Source organism: Nostoc sp. JL31, assembly GCF_017114965.1.
In the GTDB taxonomy this organism is placed as follows: Bacteria; Cyanobacteriota; Cyanobacteriia; order Cyanobacteriales; family Nostocaceae; genus Nostoc; species Nostoc punctiforme_A.
Genome location: NZ_JABXKO010000028.1, coordinates 1 through 16,186, shown reverse-complemented (window position 1 = coordinate 16,186; position 16,186 = coordinate 1). Strand labels below are relative to the sequence as shown.

General features: G+C 42.2%; 14 protein-coding genes. 4 read left to right on the top strand and 10 right to left on the bottom strand.

The window, feature by feature from the left end:
* Positions 1-431 precede the first annotated feature (431 nt).
* Together HWQ43_RS04950 and HWQ43_RS04945 are read left to right on the top strand one after the other, a co-directional pair.
* The gene (locus tag HWQ43_RS04950) at positions 432-6,014 is read left to right on the top strand and encodes a PAS domain S-box protein (protein WP_292730876.1); all 5,583 of its coding nucleotides are present in this window, start codon (positions 432-434) and stop codon (positions 6,012-6,014) included.
* Positions 6,011-6,556 carry a hypothetical protein gene (locus HWQ43_RS04945; protein WP_292730874.1) on the top strand — a complete coding sequence of 182 codons (546 nt, stop codon included), beginning with the start codon at positions 6,011-6,013 and terminating at the stop codon, positions 6,554-6,556. The genes HWQ43_RS04950 and HWQ43_RS04945 overlap by 4 nt, the downstream gene beginning before the upstream one ends.
* A gap of 101 nt (positions 6,557-6,657) precedes the next feature.
* Here the strand turns inward: HWQ43_RS04945 and HWQ43_RS04940 are convergent, their stop codons facing one another.
* Entirely contained in the window at positions 6,658-7,329 is a 672-nt protein-coding gene (locus HWQ43_RS04940; RefSeq protein WP_292730872.1) for a mechanosensitive ion channel family protein, read from the bottom strand.
* Between the two features lie 40 nt (positions 7,330-7,369).
* Positions 7,370-8,422, bottom strand: coding sequence for a hypothetical protein (locus tag HWQ43_RS04935; protein WP_292730870.1), 1,053 nt, complete (start codon positions 8,420-8,422; stop codon positions 7,370-7,372).
* Between the two features lie 280 nt (positions 8,423-8,702).
* Here HWQ43_RS04935 and HWQ43_RS04930 point away from each other — a divergent pair, with 280 nt between their 5' ends.
* Positions 8,703-9,326: a hypothetical protein gene (locus HWQ43_RS04930; RefSeq protein ID WP_292730868.1), complete on the top strand. Its 624-nt coding sequence runs from the start codon at positions 8,703-8,705 to the stop codon at positions 9,324-9,326.
* 413 nt (positions 9,327-9,739) lie between these two features.
* Here the strand turns inward: HWQ43_RS04930 and HWQ43_RS04925 are convergent, their stop codons facing one another.
* From HWQ43_RS04925 to HWQ43_RS04915, 3 genes are all read right to left on the bottom strand, one after another.
* A complete protein-coding gene (locus tag HWQ43_RS04925) occupies positions 9,740-10,318 on the bottom strand; it encodes a hypothetical protein (RefSeq protein ID WP_292730866.1) in 579 nt (192 codons plus the stop codon).
* Between the two features lie 90 nt (positions 10,319-10,408).
* A complete protein-coding gene (locus tag HWQ43_RS04920) occupies positions 10,409-11,176 on the bottom strand; it encodes a phosphatase PAP2 family protein (protein ID WP_292730864.1) in 768 nt (255 codons plus the stop codon).
* 36 nt (positions 11,177-11,212) lie between these two features.
* Positions 11,213-12,454: a hypothetical protein gene (locus tag HWQ43_RS04915; protein ID WP_292730862.1), complete on the bottom strand. Its 1,242-nt coding sequence runs from the start codon at positions 12,452-12,454 to the stop codon at positions 11,213-11,215.
* Positions 12,455-12,548: 94 nt separating this feature from the next.
* Here HWQ43_RS04915 and HWQ43_RS04910 point away from each other — a divergent pair, with 94 nt between their 5' ends.
* Positions 12,549-12,791, top strand: a complete 243-nt coding sequence (locus HWQ43_RS04910) for a hypothetical protein (protein WP_292730860.1) — start codon at positions 12,549-12,551, stop codon at positions 12,789-12,791.
* Positions 12,792-13,122: 331 nt separating this feature from the next.
* Here the strand turns inward: HWQ43_RS04910 and HWQ43_RS04905 are convergent, their stop codons facing one another.
* The 5 genes from HWQ43_RS04905 to HWQ43_RS04885 form a co-directional block, all read right to left on the bottom strand.
* Entirely contained in the window at positions 13,123-13,380 is a 258-nt protein-coding gene (locus HWQ43_RS04905; protein ID WP_292730858.1) for a DUF1932 domain-containing protein, read from the bottom strand.
* A 63-nt stretch (positions 13,381-13,443) separates the two neighbouring features.
* Positions 13,444-13,662, bottom strand: a complete 219-nt coding sequence (locus HWQ43_RS04900; RefSeq protein WP_292730856.1) for a hypothetical protein — start codon at positions 13,660-13,662, stop codon at positions 13,444-13,446.
* Positions 13,663-13,847: 185 nt separating this feature from the next.
* The gene (locus HWQ43_RS04895; RefSeq protein ID WP_292730855.1) at positions 13,848-14,162 is read right to left on the bottom strand and encodes a GIY-YIG nuclease family protein; all 315 of its coding nucleotides are present in this window, start codon (positions 14,160-14,162) and stop codon (positions 13,848-13,850) included.
* 345 nt (positions 14,163-14,507) lie between these two features.
* Complete coding sequence (locus tag HWQ43_RS04890; RefSeq protein ID WP_292730853.1) at positions 14,508-15,311, bottom strand: SDR family NAD(P)-dependent oxidoreductase; 804 nt, start codon at positions 15,309-15,311, stop codon at positions 14,508-14,510.
* Positions 15,312-15,469: 158 nt separating this feature from the next.
* The coding region (locus HWQ43_RS04885; RefSeq protein ID WP_292730850.1) for an alpha/beta hydrolase at positions 15,470-16,186 on the bottom strand (717 nt) is incomplete at its 5' end.

The window sequence follows — 16,186 nt, the reverse complement described above, 5'->3', positions numbered from 1 at the left end:
AATAAAAATACAAGCGCAATAAAGCAGACATATAAAAACTTGATAATATGCTGTCAATAACATAATCAATGTTTAACTCAGTTAGGTATGCAGAGCTATGTGCCCCGACGAATGTATTTATATCAATATCCCGGCTAAACAGTATCAATTATTACTTTGACTATCGCATTTGCTATTTCGGTGTTGGGCACTGCCAAGACTTATCCCTACTTAGGTAAAATTTTAAAGATAATATGTAGTTTTGCTGTAGTCGAATATTCCAGTCAGGGACTAACGATACAATCACTATACAGATTTATTAGTATCATCCGTAGCACATGATTATTAATTTGTACAGTACTTAATTCATAATAATTACGAACTACGAATTACGTTAGCGCAGCGGTAGCGACGCAGGAGCGTCATTACGAATTATTTAACAGGAGTCGTTGATGAGCGTACAACAGCTAGAGCAGCTAAAGCAATTGCAAACCACTGTAAACAAGATGGAATTAACACTTGGTGCGATCGCTGATGCTGTAGTCTGGGTGGGAGAAGACCGACTCATTCAATGGTGCAATTCTCGTTTTGAGTCTCTAGTAAACCAACCTCACGCTACTGTCTGCGGTGGGAAGTTAACTGACTTGCTACCCCTCACACAATTAGGACAACCAGTTGCTTTACCTTGCTATCCTGATGTGCAGATACTCAATGGGGAGTATGAAACAACAAATTATCAGTTGCAGCAAGATGAGCAAATAACGCTACAAATTTCCGGTAGCTGTACCGGATTGACTAGCGATCGCTGTGCCATACTGGTGATTCGAGATATCACATTGACTCAACGAACTCAAGAATCCTTACAAGAGATTGAGGAGCGCTTGCAGACATTAATTAACGCCACACCCGATATTATCTGTTTAAAAGACGGCGAGGGCAAATGGTTGCTCTCAAACCAAGCTAACCTGGAATTTTTAGAGCTACAAGGCGTTGATTATCAAGGCAAAACAGATTCAGAACTAGCGGAATTTAGCAATTTTTATCATGATGCTTTGCTCAACTGCAATAAAACAGATGAACGAGCTTGGCAATTGGGATATGTGCATCGGGTAGAAGAAGCTGTTCCTCGCCCTGATGGGACAGTAAGCAGTTTAGATATGATTAAAGCTCCCCTTTTTCACCAGGATGGTAGACGCAAAGCCTTGGTGGTTTTAGGGCGGGATCTTAGCGAACGTAAACAAACTCAAGTAGCTTTAGAAAACTCCCTGTCTTTATTAAGCGCTATCTTTGAATCGATTCAAGATGGTATATTAGTAGTCGATAGCTCAAGTAATATCACTAGTTATAATCAAAAGTTCTTAGAAATGTGGTCAATTCCACCAGAACTTTTGACGGAACCAGATCATCCTCAGCGACTAGCATATCTGGCAAACCAGCTAAAAGACCCCGATGGATTTTTGCAACGAGTCCGAGAATTATATTCACAGCCGGAAGTAGTTAGTTACGACTGGTTAGAACTAGAAGATGGCAGAGTATTTGAGCGCTACTCTTGTCCTCAGCGCATCGGTGAACAGATTATTGGTAGAGTGTGGAGCTTCCGCGACATCACTCAGCGCCAAAGGGCAGAAGCAGCACTGCGACAAAGTGAATTACAATACCGCAGTATTTTTGAAGCAATTAATGATGGATTATTTATTACTGAAATGGAGACTGAAAAAGTCGCCGAAATTAATCCGGCGGCTTGTCAAATGCACGGTTACTCTTATGAGGAATTTCTCACTTTACATCCATCTGTTTATATTCATCCAGACTCACATTCTGTTTTTCTAGAGTTTGTCGAGAAAACACGAGCTGGTGAGCAATTTTATGGACAAGCAGTTGATATCTGCAAAGATGGCAGTTTAATAAATGTGGAAGTCAAAGGAACGACTTGCATTTACAATGGCAAGCGACACATCTTAGCAATAGTGCGGGATATTACGGCTCGCAAACGCACCGAAGAAGCGTTACGTCAAAGCGAAGCTCAGTACCGCGATTTGGTGCAAACGGCTAACTGTATAATTCTGCGTTGGGATGGCAATGGTGACATTATATTTTTAAATGACTACGGTCAAAGGCTTTTTGGTTTCGATTTAGATGAGATTATCGGAAGCAATGTTATTGGTACAATTGTTCCAGAAACGGAAACTTCTGGGCGCGATTTGCAGACATTAATGGTTGATATTTGTCAGCAGCCAGAAAATTATCTATTTAACGAAAACGAGAATTTATGCAAAAATGGCGATCGCGTCTGGATAGTCTGGGCGAATAAACCCATTTTAGATGCCCAAGGAAACTTAATCGAAATTCTTTCAGTCGGCACAGATGCCACAGAACGCAAACGCGCCGAAGCAGCCCTCCAGGAAAGCGAGTTAAAATTCCGTAGCATTGTTGAAAATGCCAACGATCTGATATTTGTCCTCTCGCCAGAGGGAATTTTTACTTATCACTCGCCAAATGTGACTGCACTGATGGGCTACAGCTTAGAAGAAATCGAAGGTCATTCTGTGGTGGAGTTTACCAAACCTGAAGACTTAGCAATTAGCGCCGCCGCCTTACAACGGGCGATAACTGGCGAAAAACTGACTAATATTGAAGTGCGATTGCGACACAAAAACGGTAGCTGGCGATGGTTCAACTTTAACACTTCCACAATTAACACTCCTAGCGGTGTTGCGATCGCTGGCGTGGGACGCGATATCACAGAACGCAAGCAAGTAGAAGAAGCTTTGCGCCGTAGTGAAATGAAATACCGCAATATCTTTGAAAATTCCCAAGTGGGGATTTTTCGCACCTGCCAAAAAGATGGATTGATTATCGATGCTAATCAACGTAGTGCCGAGATATTAGGGTTTACCTCTGCTGCTGGCTTAATTGGTAAGTATTTCACAACTGATTTATATGTCAATCCAGAAGATCGCGCACTACTTTTAGCAGAGTTAGAAGAGTCCGGTGAAGTTCGCAATTTTGAAGTAGCACTGCGGCGCTTGGATGAATCTGTTGTTTGGGTACTGTTATCACTTCGTCTCAACGCAGACGAATCTTGTTTGGATTCTGTTTTTACAGATATTAGCGATCGCAAACAGCAAGAACAAGCTTTACGCTTAATTGTTGAGGGTACAGCCGCGAAAACAGGCAATGAATTTTTCAATTCTTGCGTTCGTTACCTTGCTGAAGTCTTGCAAGTTCAATATGCCCTAGTGACTGAGTTTGATGACGAGCCAAAAACGAGAGTCCGCACTTTGGCATTTTGGTGTAGCGGGGCTATTAACGAGAACTTGGAATATGATTTACAGGGTACTCCTTGCGAACACACCTTGCGAGGCAATATGTGTCACTACCCGCAAGCAGTGCAAACAACTTTCCCGGAAGATGCCGATTTAGTGAAGATGAATGCCGAGAGTTTTTTTGGCGTTCCTCTCACCAGTTCATCCGGCGAAATCATCGGACATCTCGCAGTGATCGATGTCAAACCCATGAAGCCCGATCCGGGACGGGAACTGATTGTGAAAATTTTTGCTGCCCGTGCTGGTGCTGAATTGGAACGCAAACAAGCAGAAGCAGCCTTACAGCAAAGCGAGTTAAAGTTCCGCACTATCGTTGAAAAGGTTAACGATGTGCTATTTGTGATCAATGCTGATGGGGTATTTAACTATATTTCTCCAAATATCTTGAATACTACCGGATTTGCCCCCAGCGAAATGGAGGGTAATTCCTTGGCATTCTTTACTCATCCCGATGATGTACCCAAATGTCAAGAAGTCGCCCAAACTATCCTGGCAACAGGTGAGGGAATTTCCGGGACTGAGTACCGCGCGAAACATCGCAGTCGTGGCTGGGTTTGGCTAACTAGTAATGCAGTCCGCACACAAGATGCCCAAGGTAATTTTCAGATTGTCGGCGTAGCTCGTGATATTAACGATCGCAAACAAGCAGAAGCAGCCTTGCAACGTCGTACTCAAGCCGAAAGTTTAATCAGCAGCATTTCTCGGCAATTTATTGACCAAGATTTAGCAACAGCAATTAATTTTACACTGCGAGCGATCGCTGAATTTATTGATGCTGAACACAGTTGCATCTTTGAATGCTCCCAGGATAAACGTGAATTCAACCTGATCCATGAATGGTGTGGCGAAGATGTTGCACCATTGATTGATATTGCCAGAGGTTCGCCTGTAGAAGTTTTCCCCTATTTCTACGAGCCGATTCTCCGTGGTAGGCATCGACAAATCTCTTGTGTGGAAGATTTACCGCCGCATCTACCTGAGCGAAAACTTTTTGAAAGTATGTCGTTTCAGTCTATACTCGCTGTGCCAATGGTTCATGCTGGCAAAGTAGTTGGGTTTGTTGGTGCAGCGATGATTCACTATTCAAAAACCTGGAACCAAGAAGATATTAATCTGCTGAAACTGGTAGGTGAAATAATTGCGATCGGTCGAGCTAGATACCAGGCAGAAGAAGCGTTGAGAATTGCCAAAGAAGCCGCCGAAACTGCCAACCGAGCCAAAAGTGCTTTCCTTGCTAATATGAGTCACGAACTCCGCACCCCTTTAAATGCGATTCTGGGTTTTTCCCAATTAATGGAGCGAGACACTAGCCTCAACTCAAACCAGCGTGAATCTTTAGCTACCATTAACCGCAGTGGAGAACACTTGCTTAATCTGATTAACGATGTCTTAGAAATGTCCAAAATTGAAGCTGGACAAATCATTTTTAATCCAGAAGACTTCGACCTTTATCTGTTGTTGCAAACATTACAAGAGATGTTCCAAGTGCGGACACAGGCAAAGCAATTGTTTCTCAAATTTGAAATGGCTGCCAATCTTCCCCGTTACATCCAAACAGATGAAGGTAAACTCCGCCAAGTTCTCATAAACCTTTTGGGTAACGCCGTCAAATTTACTCAGACTGGCGGGGTAACTTTGCGGGTAAGTTTGGGGACTGAGGGAGCAGAGGAGCAGGGAAGCAAGGGAGTAAAAAAGGAGCAAGGGGAGATGAATCAATGCCCAATGCCCCATGCCCAATGCCCCATGCCCCAATCCCTACGCTTTGAAATCCAAGACACTGGACGGGGAATAGCAGCAGAAGAAATGAATAACCTGTTTCAGCCTTTTGTCCAGACAACAAGTGGTATCCAAACTAAGGAGGGAACTGGACTCGGACTGACTATCAGCCGTCAATTTGTGCGGTTGCTGGGAGGCGATATTCACTTGACAAGTCAGATTGGGCAAGGATCTACTTTTAGCTTTGACATTCAAGTGAATTTAGCCGCAGCTTTGAAAGCTGCACCAAAATTGAATAAAGGACGCGTACTCAAGCTGGCAGCAAACCAACCTGCTTACCGTATTCTCGTAGTTGATGACCGTAAAGAAAACCGCGATTTAATTGTGCAACTTCTTGGTAGCATTGGTTTTGAAATTGAGGCTGCGACTAATGGACAAGAAGCGATCGCTATTTGGCAAACTTGGCAACCTCATCTAATTTGGATGGATATGCGAATGCCTATCATGAATGGCTACGATGCCACTAAAGAGATTAGAGACAGGGAAAAAAATACAACTACAAATTTCCGCACCGTAATTATTGCCCTAACTGCCAGTGCTTTTGAAGAACAACAGGCAAGTATCTTAGCCGCAGGTTGCGACGACTTGGTTCGTAAGCCCTTCCGAGAGCAAGTGATTTTTGAAAAGATCGCTGAATATTTGCAAGTTCGTTATATCTGTGCAGAAGAAAGCAGTGAAGATGCAATAGACAAAAACCTAGAGAATACTCAATCTTCCATCTTGGATCTTCGCTCTGCAATTACCATTATGCCTGCCCAATGGCTAATAGAACTTAATCAGGCAGCCGTTGAAGTCGATGCTGAAAGGATTTTGCAACTAATTGAGCAAATTCCCCAAACTCATTCTGCTTTGGCAGAAAAATTAGCAAATTTAGTCCGCAACTTCTGCTTCGATGAAATTATTGACTTAACTGAGGAAAATATCCAATTATGAATAGCAAAACTAAATTCTTGACTTTTGTCACCGTAACACTAACAGTTTCTTCTTTGGCTATTAGTACAGTTGTAGCAAAGGCGAAACTAACGAATCAGTCAAAACTGTTTATTAACGGTATTGGCGCAGTCCAAGTTGGCATGACTGTCCCTCAAGCGGCAAAGGCTGCTGGTACTAAGCTAGTGGGCGATTCACCAAATAATAATTGCTATTATGTTAAGCCACAAAATGAACCCAAAAATCTTTCGTTCATGGTGACAAAAGGTCGGATTTCTAGAGTAGATGTGCGGGAAAATGCACAGATTACTACTCTCAAAGGTGCAAAAATTGGCGACACCGAAGCGCAAATCAAGTCTCTTTACCCAGGACAAATTCAAGTCACACCTCATAAATACGTCCAAAATGGACATTACCTAACTTTCATCCCCAAAGACCGTAGCGATCGCAACTATCGTCTAGTCTTCGAGACTGATGGTAAACTTGTCACTCAGTTCAGAGCGGGTAAATTGCCAGAAGTCGAATATGTTGAGGGCTGTTCTTAATTTCATCATCTTGCAAAAAAGTTTTGTATGTAGTATGGTCAAGCGTTTTTCAGCAAAAGATTTTAGCGGTTCTAGTAAGTTATTCGTTTCTATGACAATCTTCAATTTGCCTTAATCTGAATATTGTTGGCTTCAAAGGCTTGCCGTACCCGTAGACGAAACTCTCGCCCAACGCTCCATTGTTCCATAGGTGCGGTTTTAATCCAAACGCGCACTAACATACCCATGTGGGATAGGTCATCAATCCCCAGCACTTGGGGCGATTCTAGCAGGCGATCGCGCCATTCTACTTCGCTATACAATTGTTTGGATACTTGTTTGAGAATCTCTAAAACCTGCTTGGGGTCGTTTTCATACGCCACTACAATAGAAAAGTCTACCCGCGACCAGAGACGGGTTAGATTGCTGACATTCGTGATATTGCTATTGGGAATGGTAATTAATTTACCTTCGTTATTACGTAGTTGAGTCACCCGCAGGTTGAGATTTTCCACCAATCCGCTTTTATCTGCGATCTCAATTACATCTCCCACAGCAAATTGATCCTCCATCAAAATCAAGCAGCCATTGACCAAATCTTTAATCAGACTTTGGGAACCAAGAGAAATTGCGATACCGATCACAGCGCCCCCTGCCAAAATTGAACTGGTAGGCACATTAAATATTTTTAGAAAATGCAAGATACCCAAGGTGATGAAAACAAAAGTGATTAATCCTTTGAGTGCCCCGGAAACTGTTGCAGCTCGTAGGGCAATCCGTTGAGTTTCACTCAAAGGGAGAGAGGAATGGGTTGTCCAGACATCAGTGAGGAGGTCAATTAAGGTTTTGCCGATCCGAATAACAAGACTGATGAAAAACCAAATAACTCAGTAGTGCCAGGGGCCTGGCTACAGCGTCCGTCCACCATCTCATGAGGTAGGGGACGCGATATATGATGACCACAATCCCGATGTACCACATCAGAATAAATGCCCAAAACAGTAGCCATCTGAGCAGAGAATAGATCCCCAGTTGGCGCTTGAGGCTAAACTGTCGCCGGATCGTTTCTAGAAACTGCGATCGCCCATCGGCGATCGTGTCTGCATCTGTTTTCTTTTCACTAGTCTCTATTGTGTGAATAGTTGTGGATGTTTCTCCCTCAGATCGCTTGACCACACCCTGTTTTACCGCAGCTATCTGCTCTTGATGGCGAACTTGCAATGCCGTCTGTTTGCGAATTAGAGTTCGCCGCAGTAACCACAACACAACACTCCCCAACACTAAGCCGATGCTGATTTGCAGTGCCTGTCCAATTCGTTGCCACAATACCTGATGCGAGAAGAGTCTATTAATGCGTTCTACTTCTGCTTGTAATATTTTTTGCCACTCCTGCGCCAATTCCTCCAGAGTTTTTCCGTGGTAGTCAGCATCTGGCTCTGTTACAGTCACCAGCCTTAAAGGACGGGTCGTTCGATCGTCACTGAGCTGGAGGATTAAATCCTGATTCAGAATGGCAATAGAAATTAGAGGAGTTTGTTTGGCTTTGTTAGTTCGAGCGAGCGCTCGCATCAGCCGTTGCGTTATTTCTTCGGCACGTACCTCTACTGGAAGAGATCCATCTGGCGGTTGGCTACGATTAAAAACAGTGGGAGAGACAATCTCAAACAATAAGCTTCTATCTAAGGGTGAATACACAGACGCAATTTCATACATACCGAGGCGGGTAACACCACTAGGTGGCTTGTGCGGATCGTTGGAGGCTGCGGTAGGTAAGGAAGGTAGTTGACTGTGAGCGATCGCACTCCACCCAAACACCATTGCGAGCGTCATCACACTGACTAGCACAAACCGAATTATTGAATGGAGGAAGCGATTAAACAAGAACATAATCTATGGTAAAGTGATTGAATAACTAATATTAGTGTTAGTCATCATCCTACTTGAATTTTCTATCATCAATTAATTTTAGAGATTTTAGGGTTATTAGAGAAAATTTGGCGATCGCTTCCTATAGAAAAGCTCTAGAATTCCGAAATGGCAAAAGTTTTTGGAAAGTGACACAAGAAAGATAGTTTAAGAAAGTTTGCAAGTGTCAACTATAAAACCCACATTTAGAGAATGATATAAAATATCATCTTCGTTGTCATAACTCAGGAGTTTTATGGTAATGAAATCTTCAAATTCATTTTTAGCAGTAGCACTGGCGATCGCTTCTTTGAGTTTTCCCGTATCCGTCAAAGCCGATACCGTGAATGCCCGTTGCGATGTGTTCCCAAAAGGAGAAGACCGCGCCACATCTTCTGGTCCCTGTACCTTTTCCCAACGGCAGGGTGCGGTTAGCATTCAACTGGAAAATGGTCGTAGCTATGACCTGCTCCCTTCGGGTAATCGACCCGGCAATTATCGCGATCAAAATGGTGATGCTGCCTATCGACAAGCTGGACTTGGCGATCGAGGACAGATTTATCGTCTCGCCAATGAGTCAATTTTTGTCTATTGGGATACATCTGCCAATCGACAAAACTCAGGTAACAGAAATCGTAGGGCTGCTGCTAGGCGTCAGCCTGAAGCGGGTACTACCGTTTCTCGGTTGAGTGATTTAGTGGGGGCAAGGGCAGGACAGGCAGAAAACGCAGTGAAAAAACGGGGTTATCGATGGGTCAAGAGTGATGGTTCGGGCTACAGCTACTGGCTAGAAGGCAAAACCAACTACTGTGTAACAATCCAAACAGACCAAGGACGCTACCAATCGATCGTTTACACGGGGGGTTCACAGGATTGTCAGAAGTAGTTGCTATCTGGAAGAACAATCTAATTTAGAGGGCATTGAAAGGATGTCTTAAAAGTTAGCCGAGAAACCTGAAACCCACATTCCTTCATTCAGGCATAATGTCTGAAACGCTGGTTATTTCGTGAAGAAGCATCGTCCAGGTGACTTCTCAGACATTGTGCCTTAAGGAGTGGTACTTATTGGGACTTAGACGAATGGCACTAAGAAAAGATGAAACCTAGTCAGGGCAGGATATTGGGGGTAGGGTGTGGGGTGTAGTGTTTAAGAAAATTGAATTTTAGTGCATCAAATAGAACAACATCTTCTTCCAACCCTTAACCCCACACCCTACACCCTATACCCAAAAGCCAGTAATCTCAGGGGTTTACGCTTAACAAGCGTGCCATTCGGGACTTAGACAAAAAGTAGCCAGACTAGAAACGAGTTCTGCCACTGCTCCAGTCGCCTGAATCGCAAGTACCACGGAAATCCTCAATCCCATTAATGGCAATCCGTCCACTGCGTCGATCAATCTCAACACGCGGATAATTTAGCCCATTCACCCGGTATTTCCCCGTGATTTGCTCCGGTGTGACACGGAGATCGTTGAGGTTCCACCATCCATTAGTACCGCCTGAATTAATTGGCGGGATGAGCTTTCCGCCTAGATGAATTTTTCCCTGCATATTACGAATCTCGACTTGAACCTCGGAATCGAACTCGTTTGTCGAAGACTCTACACGATTTTGCAGTTCATAGCGATGACGACGTGAGTTCCATTCATAGCTATTGCGGCTTTCAAGACTTGGTTTGCGACCTTCACCGTAGCAGATTAAGGTCAGTTTTTGCCGCATTGAGTTGTCACTGTTGCGCTCAGGTGCGCCTTGCTCCCGGAGATAGGTATCGATCGCAGCTTGAGCTTTACCAATTTCTCTTGAACTACAGGAACGACCATTTTGAACTAGCTCTCCTTGAGGGCTAAAAAGGACAGTGCAACCGCTTCCTCGTGTCATCCCCCAACCCCTTCTCCCAATTTTGGGAGAAGGGAAGCCAATTTCAAAATCCCTCTCCCTTGGGAGAGGGATTTAGAGTGAGGGCTGATATTACTCCTCATTTATCGACTTTATTTCTTCTGGGAGTAAGGTAGTTTCATCTTTAGGACGTTCGCCATCTACGGATTTGGCTATAGTTCTATAGGGTTTGATAATTAGACTGACACCAATCGTCCAACCTAATGCAACCATCCAACCTGCGAGAATGTCACTAGGAAAATGAACCCCTAGATAAAGACGACACCACGCAATCGCGATGATGTATAAGCTGCCGAATATGAGAACTAACCAGCGCCAAGAGGTAGCCCAAGTTAAAAATAATAAAATTGCTACCAGTGTTACACTCGTCATCGCATGAGCGCTGGGAAATGCAAAACTAGACTCAGGTGCAATAGACTGCCACAATTGTGGACGCACTCGATGCATTAATTGCTTTGCGATGCAGTTAATGATGACGCTTCCTGCTGAGGCGGTGAGTAAATAAGCTAGCGATCGCCAGCGTTTTTGGAGTAGTAACATCAGTGCGATCGCACCCAAAATCGGTATCGCCGTCCAAGGCAACCCAACTGTAGCTAGGGTGACAGCTAAAACATCTAACTGTGGGTTTGTTGTAGAATGAACTGCTAACAAAATCGGCACATCCCACGGAAAGCCCGCTTGATTTTCCCATATCCTCACTGTCAGGATTTCAAATATCTGCAAAGGTAAATAGACTCCGATCAAAAGGAGTAAGAGCGATCGCCAACGAGCGATCAACAGGTTTTTGAGAAAATCAAGCGGCGATTGACTCTCTTTATTGATTTGTTTCTCTTTTTTCATATCTAAGTTAAAAAGGCCGATCGACAACTTCACTGATTACAAATTACTGGAAAATTGAGAAGTTCCACAATGTTTACAGTACGACAAATGCTTATAAGTAAGATTATGGCAGTTATGGCATTCAATGCACTGATAATAACCACAGTGTGGACAGTAAGTATCAAGATGTCGAATTTTCTTGGCACAATTGACACATTGTGATTTTTGAACTCTGCTAGCTGCTTGGATTTTAGCGTTAAAGATAAATTTTTGAAAAAACTGGATAATTCCAAAACCAATAACTGGAATCAGCAAGATATAAACATAATTTATCAGGAAAAGTAAACTGCCAAAAATGGCACTAAGTATATCAAATAAAAATTTAAATATTGCACCTACTTGGAGAAATTCAAATATTTTAACGATTAATGGGATAAAAAAGATAACTAGCAAATGCCAGCTAATTAGCGAAACAAGTCCATATCCTCTTCTTTGGGAAAACTTATGAACTAATAAAGCAATGAGAATCAGTGGTAAAAGGAAGAGAGACTGAAAACCAAGCTGGATACTTGGATACCAAAATGATGCCTGCTGATAGCCTTTTTCAACTTCTTGGAATCGATTATCATCTTTAATAAAATTTATAAAACTAATGCTTTCCGGTTTAGCGATTAGTTCATTTTTCAGAGTAAAATTTTCTTGTTTAAGAGTAGAAATTTGGCGATTATTTTCTTCTAATGCTTGTTTAGCTTTTTCCGCACTGACTTGATTAATTGATTGTTCACGACCCTGATCTGCAATTTTCTCTAATAGCGTTGAGTCATACTGAGATTTAATAGTGCCATTGGCTTGTTCAAGTCTACTAATTTTTGTTTGTTTTTGATCGATAATTCTAATAATTTGCTGCTTTTCAGGATTGTTAATCTTATCTTTGTAATCGGCATATTGTAAGCACGTTTGATAAACCTTACCCAGATGTCCTGTTTCGGCTTGTTGATAGTTTTGTTGAAAACTGAGTTGATTGTTTGTGTAAGATGGCAATGAAAGTCTAACAATTTCATAGTCTTTATCTTTAGTAGTTTTTGTCCGGTAATTTTGCCACTCTGAATAACATGGATAAGCCTCAGTCGGACTGATATGCCATCTGCTAATATCATTAAGTCCGGTAAAAACATTAATTAAGATAAAAATATCAATTATAATAATGACAATTAAACTGAATTTATTCAGTGGTTCGTTGTTGATTGTTCTTGTTTTGCTAAAAAATTGGCTCAAAAGACGGCGAATTCTGGTAAACATATTGTCTTTTCAATAAATAGAAATTCAATCCGAATCAATTTTATATGATCGGTAGTGAATAGCTGGGCAAAAATACATTTACCCATCTGAAGATTTGTTAACTACTGACGAAAAACAAAATCCCCGACAACTTTTACGAAGTCGGGGATCTGTGGTTTTCAATTCTGACAAATCAGGCTACGGTCAAAAATATCATGGCTTTCACCTGAAATTGACACAGTTGATGGCTGTGCAACTCTATTTAATACCGCTCGGTTTAAGAATATTCGTAGCGACTGTCTTAAAAGTCAAGCGATCGTTAACAAAAAACTGGGACGGTGAACGTTGGCGCAACTGAGGAACGCTGCGCTAGATTCGTCCCTGGTACGGGCTGAAAGACTTGTGGCTGGTAGTAAGGATTTTAGCAGCCCCCACCAGGCACTCCACTTCGCCGCCAAATTTTCCCCAGTTGCTGGATTTCGCATGTGGGCAAAAAAGAGCATAAGAATGCGATCCCAATTGAGTGAGCGATCGCTACATAGCTAAACTGAAATCAGCCATTTTTGTCTAATACACTCGATGCTGCTTCGTTGGAAAGAGTAGTAATGATGTCTCTCAATGGGCGCTCGCGCTCGCACTCTTCTGGTGTCTCCTTACCCAAAGAGGTATCTTTCACCAAGCGGTAAAGATCAGCTGCGCCGTAAAAAAAAAATCCGCTCAGTCAGACCTAACTCTTGAAAAGTTTCGGAAATCTCTTCCATTTCCCCTATCCAACGATGTGCTTTTGGTGTCATGGATGGAATAGAACGGGTGAGAATTGCAGCAAGTTCTGGTTGGCTACTAGATACTTCGTTCCATAGTTGCTCATCCAAGCCTAAGCGATGGGCAGCAATCAATAATTCTGTACTAATCGCTGTCAGTCCTTTGGTGAGGGCGGCGTAAGACATTTTCAATCCAGAAGCCTGACCAATTTCATCGCCAATTACTCGTATATCTAACCCATAGTTCCGCTATTGCTGGAATTCATCAGTCTGTTTTCCTGAAACATAGATGCGAGTGCGACCGGGAACTCTGGGCGGTGGGCCAATGATTGAAGCATCTACAAAAGTTGCCCCAGATGATTCAATCAGTTGGGCAATACGTTTTACTTTTTGGGGTGCAACTGCATTACCATCAACATAAAGAATCTGTTTACCCACATTCAGTACTCCAACCGTTTCTGGCAGCAATCCAGTTGGGGGTTAGTCGTGGGAGAAACACCTTATCAAACGGTCTGGGAATCTACTGTAACTCAGACAGGTGAAGCGGGAATTCTTGCTTGGCTATATGGAGGGAGCAATTCGCAGTGGACAACGAGCAGCAAAGCAAATTTTAGCTTTCGCTATGACATGAAACGCAGATTTTTCACACTTTTTTACAGATTATTACGGCAAACATTTAAAAGCCATGGGTACTTAAATTTTTGAATCATTGCCTGTTCTAAAGTTTGTCGTGATTTTCTCTCTACTGGAGCATCCCACCAAAAACTAATATTAACCGCCGTTTCCATCTCATAGCGATAATGTAAATCCTGATAACTGGCGATGTAATCCTTGCAGTCGTGGGTATTTTTCCAGCGTTTGTTACTCCGCTTGGTTTCTCCAACATAAAGTAATAGGGGAGTAGCACTATCAATCACAAAATACAAAGCTGCTTGACCAAAATCATCTGGCATCCGATAAAAAGCCATTGATTGTAAATGCAGTTTAAACGGATCAATCCGGTCTGGGTCGCAGTGTTTTGGTGCAATGTCAAACAGTGTTACCTTGTGGTGGTTTGTTCTCTCTCACTTTCTGCTGATATTCAAAAATCTGAGATTTCTAGTTCAGCAGGGCATCAGCACTCATCACCAGTGCCTCTGTCAAAAGTGCTGGTGTAGGTCTTACTTCTGGAAATAGGTTTAGCTGATTTGGTTCCAAGGTGATTACAAAGGGCGTGACCAACTAGCTAATTATCCCCCAGAACTGAAATGCAAGAAATCTGTTAACGGATTTACTAGAGCGTTTGCTGTTGCATTTTTGGGCTTGGCTGTGATTTATGGCAGGTTCAACCGCTTGCGGGCACCAAATCGAAACAAGTTATCTGGCAATATTGCTTTCAAGCGAGGCAACCATTGTGCCTCATTACCAACACGATAGCGTAATCGTGGGGAACGGCTACGAGCAGCAAAGACAATTGTCTGTGCAACTTTTGTCGGATCATCGCCCTGTGCAATTGCTTGAGTGACAGTTGAGCGAATCACATCACGTACATTGTCGTAATCCGCATAATTGAAGGTGGGTGGTAACATGGCATGGTTGAAGTTAGTCTTAAAGTAACCAGGCTCAATTAAAGACACTTTGATATTGAACGGGTCTAGTTCCACGCTCAGTGCTTCACTATAACCTTCGAGGGCAAATTTACTTGCACTGTAAAAACCTTGACCTGGTGCGCCAATCAATCCCGCGACTGAACTGATATTGATAATATGTCCACTACGCTGCTGTCTCATAATTGGTAAAACGGCGTTAGTGAGGCGGACAACACCCCAAAAGTTGGTTTCAAAGATTTCCTTGGCTTGTTCTAAAGAAGTTTCTTCCAGCATACTGGCATGAATTTGTCCAGCATTATTAATCAGTAAATCAATGCGATTAGTCCGTGTGAGCAACTGTTTGATACATAATTGCACTGAGTCATCAGAGGTAACATCGAGCGTTAACATTTCCACATCACCTGATGCTGGATGTGATTTGCGACTGGTACCGAAGACCCAATAACCTACAGCAGCAAGCTTTTTAGCAGTTAATTGCCCAAATCCAGATGATGCTCCTGTAACTAGCACGACCTTTTTATCAGTCATCTGTTTTCCTTTTTAGAATATAAATACGATTTCATACAACTTTTTATAGCTAAAGAAAGATTTGATTTTTGTATCAATTTAGCTGTTCTACACTAGCTTCAGTGCAGAACAGCTAAATTCTACCTAGTGAAACTTCAAAAATATCATCTTAAACCAAATTAAAAATTCCCAATATTCAGAAAGTGCAAAATATGTTGAGATGTGATTTGTGGCTGTTCAATTTGAGGGGTATGACCGCAATTTTTGAGCAATATTAGTTGAGAGTTAGCAAGAGATTGCTGAAAATTTTCTGCATCTTTAGATGGCAGCATATCATCAGTTTCTCCCCATAAAATGAGTGTTGGCTTGTCAATTTGGGCAATTCTATTTGCTAATTCAGTATAACCACCAGATTTTACATAATCAATCATGGCATCATTCCAACCAGGCATTTCTTGGTGTAACATGGCGCATTGAATAGCCAAAAGTATTTTGGTATCTAAATTAGGAAATATACTACATACATTTAATGACAAGATGTGGCGTTGACGTAGATATTCCACAGCCAAGAAGTCAAAAGGAGGAAACAAGTATTTGCTAAAGGGGGGAGAATTAGTGTAACCTAAACTATTAATTAATATTAGTGATTTTACAACTTGAGGGTAAGTGAGAGTAAAATCAATTGCAGTTGCACCTCCCATTGATGCACCTACTAATGTTATCGGTCTGTTGATTAAATTTTTCCAAAAATTGTAAAGGTGAATTCTGATTGTAGTTGGACTGTAATTTATTTCTTTTTGCCTTTGTGTAAAGCCAAAACCTAACAAATCTACTGCCCATGTTTCATTTTGAGTAGCAAGTAATGGCAACAGAAGACGGAACTCTAGGATGGAACT